Origin of the sequence: Microbispora sp. H10949, from assembly GCF_014161435.1 — a bacterium.
Taxonomy (GTDB): domain Bacteria; phylum Actinomycetota; class Actinomycetes; order Streptosporangiales; family Streptosporangiaceae; genus Microbispora; species Microbispora triticiradicis.
This window is the reverse complement of record NZ_JABBWZ010000007.1, coordinates 16,074-31,710: the sequence shown is the minus strand read 5'-3', so window position 1 is coordinate 31,710 and position 15,637 is coordinate 16,074. Positions and strand designations below refer to the sequence as shown.

Here is a 15,637-nt window from a genome sequence, read left to right as displayed (position 1 = left end):
GATGCCGCCGAAGGTCGTGGAGTCGAGCGTCGTCCGGTGCCCGCACTGCGGGCGCAACAACCGCGTGCCCCGGGCGGGTGCCGGGGTCCCGCGCTGCGGCGAGTGCCGCGAGTCACTGCCCTGGGTGGTGGACGCGGGGGACGAGGACTTCGCCGAGGTCGCGGAGGACTGAGCAGTGGGAACGCGTGATCCGCGTTTTCGAGCTGCTGCTCTAGAAGCGAGGACATCATGAAGGCAGTCGTATACGAAGGACCCCGGCAGGTCGGCGTCGAGAACGTGCCGGACGCGCGGATAGAGACGCCCACCGACGTCTTGGTCCGTGTCACCACGACCAACATCTGCGGGTCGGACCTGCACATGTACGAAGGCCGGACCGACCTGGAGCCGGGCCGTGTCCTCGGCCACGAGAACCTCGGCGAGGTGGCCGAGGTGGGGCCGGGAGTGGTACGCGTTCGCGTCGGCGACATGGTCTGCGTGCCGTTCAACGTCGCGTGCGGCTTCTGCGCCAACTGTGAGAGAGGCCTGACCGCCTTCTGCCTCACCACCAATCCGGAGCCGGGGGTGGACGGGGCCGCTTACGGCTTCGCGGACATGGGCCCGTACAACGGCGGCCAGGCCGAGCTGCTGCGCGTGCCGTTCGGCGACTTCAACTGCCTGGTCCTGCCGGACGACGCGCGGGAGAGGCAGAGCGACTACGTCATGCTGGCCGACATCTGGCCCACCGGATGGCACGCGACCCAGCTCGCCTGTGTGCAGGCCGGCGACTCGGTCGTGATCTACGGGGCGGGGCCGGTCGGCCTGATGGCCGCCTACTCCGCGACGTTCAAGAGCGCGGGCACGGTGATGGTCGTGGACCGCCACCCGGACCGGCTGGCCAAGGCCGAGGAGATCGGGGCGATCCCGATCGACGACTCCAAGACGTCGCCGGTCGACCAGGTCATGGAGCTCACGCACGGCAGGGGCGCCGACCGGGGCTGCGAGTGCGTGGGCTACCAGGCGCACGACCCTCAGGGGCACGAGCATCCCAACATGACGCTGAACAACCTCGTCAAGTCGGTGCGGTTCGCCGGGACGATCGGGGTCGTGGGCGTGTTCATTCCCACGGATCCCGGCAGCCCCGACGACCTCTACAAGCAGGGCGAGATCGCCTTCGACTACGGGATGTTCTGGTTCAAGGGCCAGACCATGGGCAACGGCCAGTGCAACGTCAAGAACTACAACCGGCAGCTCTGCACCCTCATCCACCAGGGGAAGGCCCGGCCGTCGTGGATCGTCTCACACGAGCTGGATCTGGACGACGCGCCCGGCGGTTACGAGCACTTCGACCGGCGGGATCCCGGCTGGACCAAGGTCGTCCTGCATCCCGCCGGCATCGCCTGACCCTCCCGTGGGGGCCGCGGCCCCGCGGTCCGACCGCTGGCAGTGAGGGGGAGCCGGCAGAGGACATCGGCGACATGCGCAAGAGCCGGCTGCTGGCGTTAGCCGGACAGGGCGGGCAGTACCTTCCCGCGATCGAATCATGCTCGTCGAGCATGCTCAGCACGTGGGCTGAGCGCCCCTGCCGGCGTCAGCCGTATCGCTCGACGAGCGCGTTGCCGATCGAGGCCAGGTGGTCTCGCACACCCAGGGGGCCGGTCACTTCGAGCCATTCGACCAGCCCGGCGAGTTCGCCGGCGAGGGTGTAGTCGTCGTGGCCGCGGATCACGACGTCGATGCGTCCGTCGGTCGTGGTGCCCCCGACTTCGAGTCGGTCGCCGAACCCGATCCGGAGAATGCCTATGGCGTGGGGCGCGCAGACGGCCTGGGCCTCCAGAGGTGTTCGTCTGCGGTCGATCTCGTCGGCGATCTCCCGCCAGCTCTCGGCGAGGTCGAAGTCCTCGGGCCGGTGCACGGGATCGCCGGTCGGGTCGGCGGATGTCACGCGGTCGATGCGGAAGGTCCGTCGGCCGGTCTCGGTGTGGGAGACGAGATACCACGCCGGGCCTTTGGCGACGATGCCCAGCGGGTGGACGGTCCTCTCTGTTTCGGCACCTTTGCTATCGACATAGCCGAGCCGCACCTGGACGCCGCGGATCACCGCGTCCTGGAGGTCGTCGAGGAAGCGAGGTGGTCGGTGCTCGACCCGGCTCGACCCCCATCGTCGCGGGTCCATGACCAAGGATGATGCTGCTGCTTCGGCTTGGGCGCGGAAGGGTTCCGGCAGGGCTTGGACGAGTTTGCGCAGGGCTGCTTTCACGGCCGGGGTCGCGGCCGAGGCCGGGCCGGCGACCAGGAACAGGGCGCGGGCCTCACCCGCGGTCAACCCGGACAGGTCGGTACGGGCGCCGCCCACCAGGCGCCAGCCGCCGCCCCGTCCTTGCGAGGAGTACACGGGCACCCCGGCCATGGCCAGGGCGTCGAGGTCGCGGCGGGCGGTGCGCTCGGAGACCTCCAGTTCCCGGGCGACCTCTGCCGCTGTCACCTGCTCACGCCGTTGCAGCATGAGGAGGACGGCCACCAGCCGGTCGGTTCGCACGCCCATAAACTCCCACACAAACCGGTCATGAGGTGACCGGTTTCGGCGTCAGGATGGCGCCATGACCTCAACCGATTTCCCCAAGCCCACCCTCATTCCGGTCAACGGTGTGGAACTCGAAGTCTTCGAAGCGGGCCGAGAGAACGCGGGAAGGCCCATCGTGCTCTGCCACGGCTGGCCGGACCACGCCTTCACCTGGCGCCACCAGATGCCCGCCCTCGCCGCGGCCGGCTACCACGTCATCGCCCCGAACCAGCGCGGCTACGGCAACTCCTCCCGCCCGGCCGAGGTGACGGACTACGACATCGAACACCTGTCGGGTGACCTCGTCGCGCTCCTGGACCACTACGGATACCGAGACGCCACCTTCATCGGCCACGACTGGGGCGCGTTCGTCGTCTGGGGCCTGACCCTGCTGCACCCCACCCGTGTGGACAAGGTGATCAACCTGAGCCTGCCCTACCAGGAGCGCGGGGAAAAGCCGTGGATCGAGTTCATGGAAGACATGCTCGGCGGCGACTTCTACTTCGTCCACTTCAACCGGCAGCCGGGCGTCGCCGACGCCGTATTCGAAGACAACACCGCCCAGTTCCTCCGCAACCTGTACCGGAAGAACCAGCCGCCGCCGGAGCCTCAGCCGGGCATGGCACTGATCAACCTCGCCAGAGCGCAAACACCCCTTGGCGAACCCATCATGAGCGACAGCGAACTGGCCGTCCTCGTCTCCGCCTTCGAAACATCCGGATTCACCGGCGGCATCAACTGGTACAGGAACCTCGACCGCAACTGGCGCCTCCTGGCGGACGTGGACCCGATCATCCACCAGCCCGCCCTCGTGATCTACGGCGACCGGGACCCGGTCGCGAGGTCGGAAAACCTGGCAGAGTTCGTGCCCAACGTGGAAGTGGTCCGCCTGGACTGCGGCCACTGGATCCAGCAGGAAAAACCCGAAGAAACAAACCAGGCCATTCTCAACTGGCTGGACAAGCGGGATGACGCCTAACGTCTCGTGTTCAGGGTTTGGATCATCTGGCCGAGCGTGAGCGGCGGTGCCGGCGGCAGCGGTTCGGCGTTCCCGGCGCCGAAGGACTGCAGCAGGTACGCCACCAACCGCCGCGACGCCGCCTCCACCCCCTCCCCCGCACCGGCGACGAGGCCGCAGTTGGCCCTGAGCAGCAGCACCAGGTCCGCGACGTCGAAGTCGGCCCGCAGCCGGCCCTTGGCCTTGGCCCGCCGTACCATCTCGGCGAAGCCCCGCTCGGCCCGCAACCGCGTGCGCTCGTAGTCGATCGCGTCCGGGAACGCGGTGAGGAAGGCGTCGGTGAACCCCCGGTCGGCGACCTGCATCGCGCACACCTTCTCGATCGCCCCGCAGAACCCTCGCCACGGATCCGGGTCGGCCAGAGCGTCGTCCACGACCGACGCGCACGCCGCCAGCTCGTCCCTGAACACCTCCGTGATCAGGGACTCGCGGGACGGGAACCGCCGGTAGAGGGTGGCCACCCCGACCCCGGCGCGACGGGCGATGGCCACCATCGGCGCGTCCAGACCGCGCGCGGCGAACGTCTCCCGCGCTGCGTCGAGGATGCGCACCCGGTTGTGCCGCGCGTCCGCCCGCAGCTCCTTGGCCGACGCCAACTGAGAGGGATGATCAGCCATATTTCTCACATTAGCGTAAGTGGACGGGCCCATCCGGTTATCGAGCTAGCGTCTCCCGTATGGAGACGAATCAGATGCGCGCGGCCTTGTTCGACCGGTACGGACCGCCGGAGGAGCTGTACGTGGGCACGGTGCCGAAGCCGGTCCCCGCCCCCGGACAGGTGCTGGTGCGGGTGCACGCCGTCAGCGTGAACGGCGGCGAGGTGCACGGCCGGACGGGCCGGCTGCGCCTGGTGACCGGGCTGATGCAGCGGGGCTTCCCGAAACGGGTCGGGATCGACCTCACCGGCGAGATCGTCGCCCTCGGCCCCGGGGTGACCGGCCCGAAGGCAGGCGACCGGGTGTGGGGCGTGCTGGGACGCACGTTCGGGAGCGCCGCCGAGTATGTGGCGATCCGCCCCCGCCGTCTGTCCCCGGCCCCGGCGGGACTCGACCTGGTGACGGCCGCGGCGCTCCCGGTGGGCACGACGGCCATCACGGCGCTGCGCGACCTGGCCGCGCTCAGGCCGGGCGAACGCCTGCTCGTCCGTGGCGGCAGCGGCGGCGTGGGCGTCGTCGCGGTACAGCTCGGCCGGGCCCTCGGCGCCCACGTCACCGCCCTCGCCGGGGCGCGCAGCCTCGACCTCGTCCGCGACCTCGGCGCGCACGAGGCGTACGACTACGCCGCCGTCGCCCCGGCGGACCTGGGCAGGTTCGACGTGATCCTGGACACCGCCGGCACCGAGCACGCCGCCTTCCGACGCCTGCTGACGCCGTCCGGCCGGATGGTGGCGATCGCCTTCGACCACCGCAGGATCGCGGCGTCCCTGGCGTACATCGCCGCCTCGGCCGTTCACGGGCGGCGGCGGGTGCGCTTCTTCAGCGGCAACCCCACCACCCGGCTCTTCACCGACCTCACCCGGTACGTGGACAGCGGCGCCATCCGCCCGGTCGTGGACACGGTCTTCCCCTTCGAAGACATCGCCCAGGCACACCGGACACTGGAGGAGGGCGGCGTACGCGGCAAGGTCGTCGTACGGATCGCCTGAGAACGGTACGGCGCGCGTCGCCGGACACGCCGAACGTCCACCGCAGCGCCGCCGTCGGGAACGAGGACGGCTACTTCGATCAGATGCCGCCAGAGACTCACTTGAACGCGTCGGTGCCCGGTCGTGACGAACAGTGCGACGGTCAAATGACGGTCAAACAAGGCCAGGTCCCTGGTCTTGGGAACTGGCCTCTGAGCTGGTGATTCGTGGTGGGGCTACCAGGACTTGAACCTGGGACCTCTTATCAGGCAACGACGACAGGTGTTCGAACTGGCCCGTGGCGGGGCGGGCGCCCGCAGCTGACCGAGGCGATGAACGCCTTCCGCGGCTGCCTGGGCATCAAGGTCATCCAGTGCCGGCCTGGTGACCCGGAGGCCAAGGGCTGGTCGAGCGCGCCAACGGCTACCTGGAGACCTCGTTCTTGCCGGCAGGTCCTTCACCGGCCCGGCCGACTTCAACGCCCAGATGACCGCCTGGCTGCAGCGAGCCAACCAGCGTCATCACCGCCGCATCGAGTGCCGGCCCGCCGACCGGCTGGCCGCCGACCTCGCCGCGATGCTGGAGCTTCCGCCGCTGCCGCCGGATCGGCCGGGCTTCTCAAGGGGGGAGCGGTCGCCTGGGTCTCGGTGGAGGTACCCGAGAACATCACCACCCCTGAAGGCGTCGAGTTCCGGCCGCACCTCATCTGGGCGACCTCATTCGACGGCTCTCTGGCGACCACCTTCAAGAGAGTCGTCACGAACGTGGTGTGCGACAACTGTGAGAATCATGGGGTACCGCCTCGGATCCGGTCTGACCCGTGTGACAACTGGCCGTGGTGCCCTGATAGTGATCTGTCGACCTGGTCTGAGGTGGTGCTTGCGGTACTGCGGCCGACGGGACGTGTCCCAATAGGGGCCTTAGCCGAAGCTGGCACCGTCACAGTTCTGACCGCTCCCATCGGCCCGGTGCTACCCCCAGCCAGTGTGAGGACCAGGAGCGAGACCGGTGGCCACTACTACGCACCCTGCACAGCCCGACCACACCGATCCCCACAACAGCCCGACAGTGGTTCTGGGCGTCGACACACACAGAGACGTGCACGTGGCAGCGGTGCTGGACCACCTCGGCACCCTGCTGGACGCGCGGTCCTTTCCGGCGACGGCGGACGGCTACCGCGGGCTGCTGGCGTGGGCGCGCACGTTCGGACAGGTGAGGCGCGCCGGAGTAGAGGGCACCGGATCGTTCGGCGCCGCGCTGACCCGGTATCTGCGCGGCGAAGGCGTGCAGGTGGTCGAAGTCCATCAGCCGAACAAGGCCCTGCGTCGCCGACGCGGCAAGACCGATGCGGTCGACGCCGAGGCCGCCGCTCGCGCGGTGCTGTCCGCTCAGGCCACCGCAGTGCACAAGGCCGGTGATGGACACGTCGAGGCGATGCGCATCTACAAGCTGGCCAGGGATTCAGCCGTCAAGTCCCGCAGCCAGGCCATCAACCAGCTCAAAGCCGTCTTGGTCAACGCCGACCCCACCCTGCGCGAGTCGCTGGCCGGCCTGGGCACCAAAACGCTGATCCGCACATGCGCCGAGCTGCCCGACCCCTCCCCGGCCAGCACACCCGCCTTCGCTGCAGCGGTCCACACGTTGCGGCTGCTGGCCCGTCGTATCCGGCAGCTGAGCGCGGAAGCCTACGAGCTGGAAAAGCAGCTGCGCGCGGCAGTGCTCGAGCACACCCCACAGCTTCTGGAGCGCCCCGGCGTCGGCCCCGACAGCGCCGCCACGTTGCTCATCACGATGGGCGACAACCCTGAGCGGGTCCGTAGCCAGGCGTCGTTCGCGGCGCTCTGCGGCGTGAGCCCGGTGCAAGCGTCCTCGGGGAAGACACAGCGGCTGCGGCTCAACCGCGGCGGCGATCGGCAGGCCAACGCCGCCCTGTACCGGATCGTGCTGACCCGCCTGCGCAGGCAGGAATCCACCCGTGACTACCTGGAACGACGCACCAGCCAGGGCAAAACCCGACGCGAGATCATCAGGTGCCTCAAGTACTACGTCGCCCGCGAAGTTTACCACCTCGTTCGACCAAAGCACAATGGGGCCGAGCTGACGCAAGCCGCTTGACGAACATAGGGGCATCACGATGGCTGCCGGCCTCGCCGAGCACGGCCAGCAGGTGAAGATCAAGCATTCGAAACACTCCAAGCTGCGCCTCAACGAGGCACGGGACGCGCTCAACATCGTCTACCAGGTCGCCGACGACTTCGCCGAGCAGGTCAAGCGGCTATGTGAGACGAGCGTGAGCGATCGCCAGTGGGCCGCCTTCCTGGACGAGTTCGCGCCCATGCCCGACGAGCGGGGACGTTCCCGGAGCCTCGCCGAGAACAAGCGCCAAGTCCTCAACCGGATGTGGCGCCACGACGACCGGGTCTCGCCCTGGGCCGGCTCGGGCTGGGGTGTCATGCAGGCCGTCAACACCTACGTGCACCACGAGCAGACCGTCCGCGGCGCCTGCCGCGCGGAGCGCAATGCGCTTCGAACGGTCACCGGCGGCGTCGACGACCTCGACCGCGAGACCACCCGGATGCTGGAGAAGGTGCTCGGGCGCCCCGCCCTGTCCCCCTCCGCCTGACCGCCCACCTCGTACGGCCCGCCATCTCGCGTGCGGGCCGTACGAGACATTGCGCATCCGAGCGAGACCTCATCGGGCAGGATCAGAGATGGCGACTGCCCGGGGGTGCGAGATGAACGACAAGACAGCGGCTCTGCTCGACGACGTCGTCTCTCGGTTGGAGAAGAGCATCGTCGCTCGCGACTGCCCCGCCATCGTCGTCCCAGATGGGGATCATTCGGCTTGTGCTTAGCGACTATGACTATCTGCGCGACGAGGCGACGGCCGCCGCCTTCGAGACGCGAGCCGCCGCCAAGGCCCACGAGATCGGCGCAACGCGGTGGGTGCTCGCCGTACCGCAGGTGAAGGCGAGCAAGAAGCCATCACGTGGATGAGCTGCGACAAGGACGACGGCGTCGACTACGGCCGAGTCCCCTACGCCCGCCGCCCTAACAGGGAACCCGTTTTCGACGACCCGGAAGTCTTCACCGTAGGGGTCCACCCACACCACACCATGCCAGGCTTCACCTTGCTGCAGGCCTATCTCCACAGCGAGACCTGAAATACACCGCCAACTCAATAATGCAGCGGCACTTGTACAGGTCCGCCCCTTTTAAGCGATCATTCGTGTTTTGCGAGTATGGTCGCGAACCATACTCAATGAGCGTGGACTGCGAAGTAATGAAGGCAGCACGAGCCCATACCGCCTGGACGAGTTGTTCGCCGCCTTACCTGTCAGCGACCCCGCGTTTGCCGGGATGGCCACCTTCGGCCTTTCATGGTGTCTTCAAGCCGTCGTGCTCTACCTGGTGAACCGCCACGAGCTCATGCGCTGATCGCACTGCCCAAAGGATGCTCGCCAACACGTGCAACTGCCCCAAGGTAAAAAACGGCGGGTCTGGGAGACCGAAGTCGAATAAGTTGTCGAGGGAGAAGGCGACAGCACCCAGCAGAACCGCGACCCAACCCAGCGATATCGTGGGAGTGGACCATCGCCTGTCGCGCATCTGCGCTACGACGACCGACGCCAGCCACACGAAGCCTACGAACTGGAGCAGCTTCACCACATCCAACACCACCGGCGGGCCGAAGGGGAATGTGAGCGCACGGAGAAACGTGGCGGCTGCGGCAACCATACCTGAACCGACCAGAAATAAGCGGTGAAAACGAAATTCCCGAGGCAGTAGACGGAAGAATCCTAAGGCGAGCCACCCTTCCAGGAGCACGCCGAGCAAGACCGACACGTTGGAAGGAAGGCGCACAAGTTGGTTCAAGAATGCGGCCGCGGCGAACGTATACAGGCCCCAGCGGACGACTCGCACACCTAAATCTGTACCCGCGCCCGCCTCCTCCCCTCTCGCCACAGGCCCGCGTATCACTACCCATAGCAGCCACACCTGCGCAACGAGGGCCAACAAAAGCACAGGTACCGATATCACGGGAGAGGAATTGATCGGAAGAACATAGAAAGTCACGGCTGAGACGGGAAAGGTGAGCCGCACCAGTTGAGCGATGGCGTCCTGACCCGAGGAGAGAGCGCTGGCCACTAAGAGAAAGACGAGCAAAAGGTATATGACAGCCGCATAGACGGCCGCCAGCCCGAACCGACGTTCGCGAACGGCGTTCATGATCCTCCGAAACAGTGATATGAGGCCGGGTACGCCAACCTCGGGTCGAATTCGCCGGAACGCTCCGCCCGAGACGGGCGGAGCGTCGGCGTCATTGTATTCTTATGTCAGTCGTGGACCCACGTCCAGTGGTAACTTCCGTCACCGTGGGCGTAGACACGGAATCGGACCTGCTCATAATCGGTGCGATCGTTCATTCCCCCTCCGAGCCCACCTGGTGCGGTGATCGACCCACCCTGCGTCACGCTCGCCAGGTAGACGATCGACTTGTAGTAGTATCCACTCCCCGAGCCCCATGTGCTGAACGCATAGGCGCCGCGGCTCATGACATCCGAATTGACGATCGAGTAGCGCCTGGTACCGTAGAGAGCAATCTTGTAAGCCTTGAAACTGGTGACCTTCCTCTTCTTTTTATTGAAGTAGAACCGGAAGGACTGACTGACTTTGTAACGGTCGAACAAGAAACCAATCTCTGCGGTGACCGTGAAGTCGCAGTAGGTGTACTTGGTGTTGCATTTCCCGTCGCCGGACTCAAGACCGCTGGTGTCGTAGTGGTTCACAGCATCGCCGAACCCGTACTCGTAAGCGTTCGCGTTGCCGCCTACAACGGGATCGACGGACAGGAAACGGCCGACGGCGGGGTTGTAGAGGCGGGCACCCATGAGAATGATGTCCGCGACGGTGTCGCTGGCTCGTTGGGCTCCTCCCAGCCATTCATAGCGGTCGCTCGTGTTGCCCGTGCGATCCATGCCATATTCTGTCTGCTCCGCGTAGTTGTCCACTCCCGTGGCACTACTGCTATCAGCGCAGGTCGCAACGACATCCCCGTGCAGGTTCGTAAGCTGCAGAGTGAGTGTTCCGCCACTGGTCTGCGTCGCCGACAGGCCAGTGAACGCGGTGACGTTGCGGGTCCAGCTGCCGTTGGCCTCGCCGATCCAGGCCGGAGAGTCGCCGCCACCGGTGTAGTGGTTGGTCTGGGTGCCGGCCGAGGACGTGGTCTGGCGGATACGGCCGAGCGGGTCGAGGGTGAAGGTCTTGGTCGTGGACGCCTGGGTGAGGGTCCTGACCATGTCGCCCGCGTAGTAGCCGGCCGTGACCGCCGCGCCGTTGGCCGTGGATCCCGCCGGGACGGCGGTCGTGCGGCCGAAGGCGTCGTAGGAGTATCCCGAATCGGTGATCCGATCGGCCGAATCGAAGGTGTGGGTTGCGGTCGTCGGGGTTGTTGAGGTGGAGCAGGAGCCGTCGTCGGCGGCCGGGTAGCTCGCTTGGGAGGTGCGGTTGGTGTCCACGTCGAACCCGTAGGTGCGGGTCTCGCACGCCAGGTTGTAGGTGTCGGCGACCTTGGTCAGGCGTCCGGCGGTGTCGTAGGTGTAGCGCTGCTGGCTGCCGTTCGGCCCGGTTGTCTCCACCGTCCGGCCGTCGGCGTCCGGAGTCGCGGCGAATGCCAGCCAGGTCGTGCCCGACTTGGAGTAGGTCAGGCCGGTTTGTTTGCCGGTGTCGTCCCACGTGCTGGTGGCGGTCAGGCCGTTCGGGTACACCTGCTTGACGAGGTTGCCGCTGGCATCGTAGGCGGCGGCGAAGGAGCCGATGGTGGAGACCGCGATTCCCGTGGGCACACCGCGCCGCTCGGTCTTCCCGGCGGCGTCGGTGCCGTCGTAGGTGTAAGTGTAGGTGCCCTTGCCGTCGTTGACCGAGGCCACCCGACCGACCGTGTCGTAAGTGGTCGTCGCCATATTGCCGTCGGCGTCAGTGGTTGAGTAGGCCCGGCCCAGCGCGTCGTAGGTGGTCGTGACCGAGACCCCGCCGGCGGTGACGCCGGTTTGCAATCCGGTCGCGTTGTCGTAGGTGTAGGTGCGGTCCGGCAGCGCCGTGCTGCTCGCGCCGGTCTCTGTGACGCTGGTTTGGCTCGTGCGGCCTGCGGCGTCGACCGCGACCGTCGACGTGCGGGTCGCCGACCCCGACGTCTCCACAGTCTGGGCGGTCTGGCCCCAGTAGCCGTAGGTGACCGTGGTGACGGGCAGGGTGCCGCCGCTGGAGGGGTTGGCGGCGGCGGCCGTGCGGCAGACGAGCCCGGCCCACTGCGGCTTGCTACCGCAGGTGGGGTAGGACGAGTTGGCGGCGGCCGTGTAGTAGGTCGTCGTGTTCGTGCCCGCGTCTGTGCCGGACGAGGACGGCATGCGCCGCTCGATCTGGCGCCCGGCGTCGTCGTACCGGACCTTGCGGACGATGTCGGTACCACCGGAGACGACGGTCTTCTGGCTGGTCGGCTGGAACAGGTCCCAGCCGGAGGGGTCGCCTGACACGATGGGGTCGTAGCCGGTCTTCTCGGTGTGGGTGTCGGCCGCGCTGGCCGTTCCTGCGCCGTTGACGACCAGGGGTTTCACCGTTGTCGTGGTCACGAGGTGGTAGTCGGTGCCGGGGTCGGGTTTGCCTTCGTCGTAGGTGTAGTCGGTGTGCTGCCGGGCGGAGACGAGCGTGCCGTCGGCGAGCATCACCTGGTGGGCGGGGCCGTCGCTGCTGAGAACATCCCTGTCGTCGTTGTATGCGGTGACGTTCGCCAGCAGGTCGGCACGCTCGGCGCTGCTGACGCGCCCCGCCACATAGGCGTCCGTCGAGGACGTGGGCGCCAGGGCCTCGGCCCGGTTTCCCGCTGGCAGTTCCCAGATGATGTTGCCGTTGTCGTCGTAGCGGGTCGCCGAGACCTGCCACGCCCCCGTGCCGTACATCGCAGAGTTCACAGCGCGGCCGTTGACGTCCATGTACGTCAGCCCCGCGTACGGGTAGTCGGCCGCCACCGGGGCGTAGGACCCGTCGCCGGCTTGGGAGGGCACGTGCCATGCGGGGAAGACCGCAGCACCGGTGCGGGGCAGGCCGGTGGTTTGCGACCATGTGGCGGCGGTAGCGCCGGTGACGTCGACGGGCGAGTTGATCGGCACTCCGTAGGAGACCGCCTGAACGATGTCGGTGGCACCGGCCTCGCGCTGGACGTCCGCCAGGCGGCCGGAGGTGTCGTAGTTCACCCGCCAGGGGTTCAGGCCAGCAGGTGTGATCTGCGAGATCCGGCCCGCGGCGTTGTAGTAGTAGGTGATGGTCAGATTGGTGCGGGGGTCGGTCACCGTGCGCAGGTGCCCGGTGGAGTCGTAGGCGTAGGCGGCGAGGGTGGTGGTTTTCATCGCCGAGGTGGCGGGGTCGTAGGCGGTGTAGGAGATGGACTTGACCAGGCCGGTGTAGTCACCCCAGCCGCTGGAAACGCCGCTCGCCGTGGTGCTTCCCGCGTAGGTGAGGTCGAGTGCCTTGCAGCCGACGACCAGGGTGGTGCAGGTGACCCCGGCGGGAACGGGGGCCAGCATCCGACTCACCCGCCCGGAGGAGTCGTAGGTATAAGCGGTGGTGTCTTCGCTTCCCGCCTCGTCGATCGACGTGACAGTCCACGCGCCGCCAGAGGCGGTGAAGACGGTCTTCGTGCCCTCTGTGTCGGTGTGGGTGAACTGTGTAGCCGAGTCTTTGGTCACCGTGGAGCCGTCGGACGCGTCCGAGATGCCCTTGTAGGTGCCGTCCGGCTCGACGGTGTAGGTCTCGGTCGCCCCGTCGGTGCCGATGAAGAGCACGTACCCGGCGCCGGAGTGATCCTCGAACTTCATCCCGGACACGTCGGAGGATCCGCCGGGGAAGGACGCCCTCCAGCCGGGGCCAAAGACGCCCGCAGCCCCCGACGCGGTGCCCGGAGCCAGGGTGGTGTGGCCACGCGAGACCGACAACCCGAACGCCGACACGTCCGTGGCGGAGACCGAATAGTCACCGGTCAGCAGCGAGACCATGCCAGGGCCGAGTTGCTGGATCGCGTAGGAGGAGCCGAAGGCGGTCCGCTCCAGGGTGAACTCGACGGGGTCGGAGCATGCCTCGCCGGCGGTCTTGACGAAGCAGGCGCGCACCTGCACCGGGCCGTCGCCACGCCCGGCCGCGGCCATCGTGGCGGTCACGTCCCAGTACAGCGAGCCGAAGACCGCGCTGGTCCCGGTGGTCACGGTGGTGTACGGCCAGCCGGAGATCGGGGTCGCCGACCCCGGCACGGTGACGTGCGCCGCCGGGATCGCCGCCCACGTTCCGGAGCCGCTGACGTCGGCCTTGTATTCGTAGCGGACCCCGGTGGCGCCGGGTGCGGCGCGGGAACCCAGCGTGACGGCGGCCTGGGTGCGGTCGCCGGCCAGCGGCGCGGTGACCTCACCGGCGCCCACGCCGAAGCTGTAGGTGGTCACCGTGGAGGTGCGCAGCGCCATGTCGCGGGCCTTGACCGACAGCGTGTGCCAGCCCTGGGCGGGGTCGATCGTGATCGTCTTGGCGTCGCCGCCGCCGTCGTTGTCCTCGACCAGGCTCGGAGCCGAGGCGTCGTCCAGGCCCCAGTAGTAGCCCGCGCCGTCGGCGGAGGTGGTGTCGAGGGCGCAGGTCACCGGAGCGGACGCCTTCGCCGTCCATACCCCCGAGGCGTAGTCCGGACAGGAAATCGTCGGCGCGGCCGGAGCGGTCATGTCGACGGTGAAGTACCGGTAGGAGGAGTAGTCGCGGGAGTAGTCGGTGCCGTCGTCGCCGATCGCCCGCCACCTGTAGTGGTAGCCGTCGACCAGCTTGCCCGACGGGACGCTCACCGTGCCCAGCTCACCCTGCAGGATCCCGGTCACGCTGCCGGTCCACACACCGCCGGTGCCCTCGGCCGGGTAGCCCGGGTCGTGCTCCAGATAGAAGCTGATCGTCTCGGTGTCCCACTCCCCGTCCCCGACCATGCCGGTCAACGTCGGGGTGAGCGAGGTGACGAACGTGCCGCCGTTCGTGCCACCCGCACTCGGGTTCACGGTCAGGTGGTGCGGAACGGTCGGGTAGGAGTTCCACTGGATCGACAGCCGCGGCCCGTCCGCCCCGACGGTGTTCTCCGAGGAGCGGTACATCCGCCAGTTGGTGGCCTGGGTCTCCGACACCGCCCGGACCTGCAGGCCGTAGTTCTCGGCCGGGTGGTCGGTCCAGTACTGCACGATGTCCTCGATCGACCACAACATGTCGTGCTCGGGACAGCTGGAGTCATACCCATAGGCCTGGCTGGTGTTGTCCACCATCCCGGTCGTGGTCGAGGTCGGGTGGCTCGACTGCGTCAGCGTGGACGACGACCAGGCGGAGGTGACCCGCTTCACCCGGATGCCCAGACCGGCGGCCACGCCGCCGCAGGCGTTGGCCTTGTAGTTCGACAGGTACAGGTCGGCGTTCATGATGTGCTTGCTGACCAGGCCGCCGAGCTTGAACTGCAGGTACGTGCGCGCGGTCTTCGTCCCCGACCCGAACCGGCCCACGTGCAACCAGGTCGCAGACGTCGCCGAGTTGGGGTAGTCGTCGGAGACGAACGTGTCGGTCTGCAGGGTCATCTGCATGTACGGGTCGATCGTCACCGGGTACGTCACGTCCGGCGCGTTCAGGAAGTCCATCGACGGCTTCAGCACCAGGACCGGGCCGTCGGAACCCTTCTCGATCGCCGAGCCGACCTCCGACCGCTTACCCGCGTCCGGTGAGTCGGCCGCCGCCGCGTCCCACATGTGCGGCGGCGGCGCCGCGGCGACCAGGTCACCCTTGCCCTTGCCGGCGTTGTCGACCAGCTTCAGCCGGTTCCTGGAGTCCTTGGACAGATCGGCTCCGGCCAGCTCGACCGGCAGCCGGATCTCCACCGGCGCGGTCGGCTTCTGCTTCAGCACCACGTAATGCACGAACCCGCGCGGCTGCGCCTGCACCACCAGGTCCGCGCCGGGCGCGATGTCGGCCCACGTCGCGGTGTTGCCTGAGACCTGCGGCCTGCCCAGCGCGGTCGGCCAACGCACGCCGATCCGGTGCTCGTCCTTGCCCGACCCCGTGACCAGCTCGGCCAGCGGGCCGCTGCCCCCGGCCGAGATCTCCACCTGCGCCCCGGCCGCTGCCGCCTTCGGCTCCAGATGGCCGTTCCGCTCCACCAGCGTGGTGTCCACCGGCGTCCACGCGCCGTTCTGCTTCACCCGCACCGGACCCGCGAAGATCTCCGTCCTCGCCGACCCGTCCGGCAGATAGACCGTCGTCGAGTCCTCCGTACGCGCCGACAGGTCCTCCACCGGTGAATTCTGCAACCGAGCCGACAGCGCCGCCGACGTCGCATCGGGCCGCTCGCTAACAGGTGTCGGTGGGGCTTCCTTCGTAACTGTGGTAGCAGAGGCGGTTG

At 67.8% G+C, this 15,637-nt stretch carries 11 protein-coding genes and 1 pseudogene; 8 read left to right on the top strand and 4 right to left on the bottom strand.

What is annotated here, in order from left to right; translation table 11 throughout:
- Nucleotide 1 precedes the first annotated feature (1 nt).
- Both HHX40_RS19565 and HHX40_RS19560 read left to right on the top strand, forming a co-directional pair.
- Nucleotides 2-172: a hypothetical protein gene (locus HHX40_RS19565; protein ID WP_182881753.1), complete on the top strand. Its 171-nt coding sequence runs from the start codon at nt 2-4 to the stop codon at nt 170-172.
- A 56-nt stretch (nt 173-228) separates the two neighbouring features.
- Nucleotides 229-1,380 (top strand): glutathione-independent formaldehyde dehydrogenase, encoded by a 1,152-nt coding sequence (locus HHX40_RS19560; protein ID WP_182881752.1) that lies wholly within the window; start codon nt 229-231, stop codon nt 1,378-1,380.
- A gap of 187 nt (nt 1,381-1,567) precedes the next feature.
- Here the strand turns inward: HHX40_RS19560 and HHX40_RS19555 are convergent, their stop codons facing one another.
- Entirely contained in the window at nt 1,568-2,515 is a 948-nt protein-coding gene (locus tag HHX40_RS19555; RefSeq protein ID WP_182881751.1) for a helix-turn-helix transcriptional regulator, read from the bottom strand.
- A gap of 61 nt (nt 2,516-2,576) precedes the next feature.
- On the opposite strand from HHX40_RS19555, the gene HHX40_RS19550 reads away from it, so the two are divergent.
- A complete protein-coding gene (locus HHX40_RS19550) occupies nt 2,577-3,518 on the top strand; it encodes an alpha/beta fold hydrolase (protein WP_182881750.1) in 942 nt (313 codons plus the stop codon).
- Here the strand turns inward: HHX40_RS19550 and HHX40_RS19545 are convergent.
- Nucleotides 3,515-4,174 (bottom strand): TetR/AcrR family transcriptional regulator, encoded by a 660-nt coding sequence (locus HHX40_RS19545; protein WP_220499342.1) that lies wholly within the window; start codon nt 4,172-4,174, stop codon nt 3,515-3,517. The genes HHX40_RS19550 and HHX40_RS19545 overlap by 4 nt on opposite strands.
- 59 nt (nt 4,175-4,233) lie before the next feature.
- Here HHX40_RS19545 and HHX40_RS19540 point away from each other — a divergent pair, with 59 nt between their 5' ends.
- The 5 genes and pseudogenes from HHX40_RS19540 (at nt 4,234) to HHX40_RS19520 (ending at nt 8,178) form a co-directional block, all read left to right on the top strand.
- Complete coding sequence (locus HHX40_RS19540; RefSeq protein WP_259403751.1) at nt 4,234-5,202, top strand: NAD(P)-dependent alcohol dehydrogenase; 969 nt, start codon at nt 4,234-4,236, stop codon at nt 5,200-5,202.
- A gap of 311 nt (nt 5,203-5,513) precedes the next feature.
- Nucleotides 5,514-5,957 (top strand): annotated as a pseudogene (locus HHX40_RS38255) (DUF932 domain-containing protein); the annotation flags it as partial.
- A gap of 232 nt (nt 5,958-6,189) precedes the next feature.
- Nucleotides 6,190-7,296 carry an IS110 family transposase gene (locus HHX40_RS19530; protein WP_310738192.1) on the top strand — a complete coding sequence of 369 codons (1,107 nt, stop codon included), beginning with the start codon at nt 6,190-6,192 and terminating at the stop codon, nt 7,294-7,296.
- A gap of 19 nt (nt 7,297-7,315) precedes the next feature.
- Complete coding sequence (locus HHX40_RS19525) at nt 7,316-7,804, top strand: DUF932 domain-containing protein (protein ID WP_182881748.1); 489 nt, start codon at nt 7,316-7,318, stop codon at nt 7,802-7,804.
- A 224-nt stretch (nt 7,805-8,028) separates the two neighbouring features.
- Nucleotides 8,029-8,178 (top strand): hypothetical protein, encoded by a 150-nt coding sequence (locus HHX40_RS19520; RefSeq protein WP_182881747.1) that lies wholly within the window; start codon nt 8,029-8,031, stop codon nt 8,176-8,178.
- A 381-nt stretch (nt 8,179-8,559) separates the two neighbouring features.
- Here the strand turns inward: HHX40_RS19520 and HHX40_RS19515 are convergent, their stop codons facing one another.
- Together HHX40_RS19515 and HHX40_RS19510 are read right to left on the bottom strand one after the other, a co-directional pair.
- Nucleotides 8,560-9,411 (bottom strand): hypothetical protein, encoded by an 852-nt coding sequence (locus HHX40_RS19515; RefSeq protein WP_182881746.1) that lies wholly within the window; start codon nt 9,409-9,411, stop codon nt 8,560-8,562.
- 107 nt (nt 9,412-9,518) lie between these two features.
- Nucleotides 9,519-15,530 carry a DNRLRE domain-containing protein gene (locus HHX40_RS19510; RefSeq protein ID WP_182881745.1) on the bottom strand — a complete coding sequence of 2,004 codons (6,012 nt, stop codon included), beginning with the start codon at nt 15,528-15,530 and terminating at the stop codon, nt 9,519-9,521.
- Nucleotides 15,531-15,637: the final 107 nt, after the last annotated feature.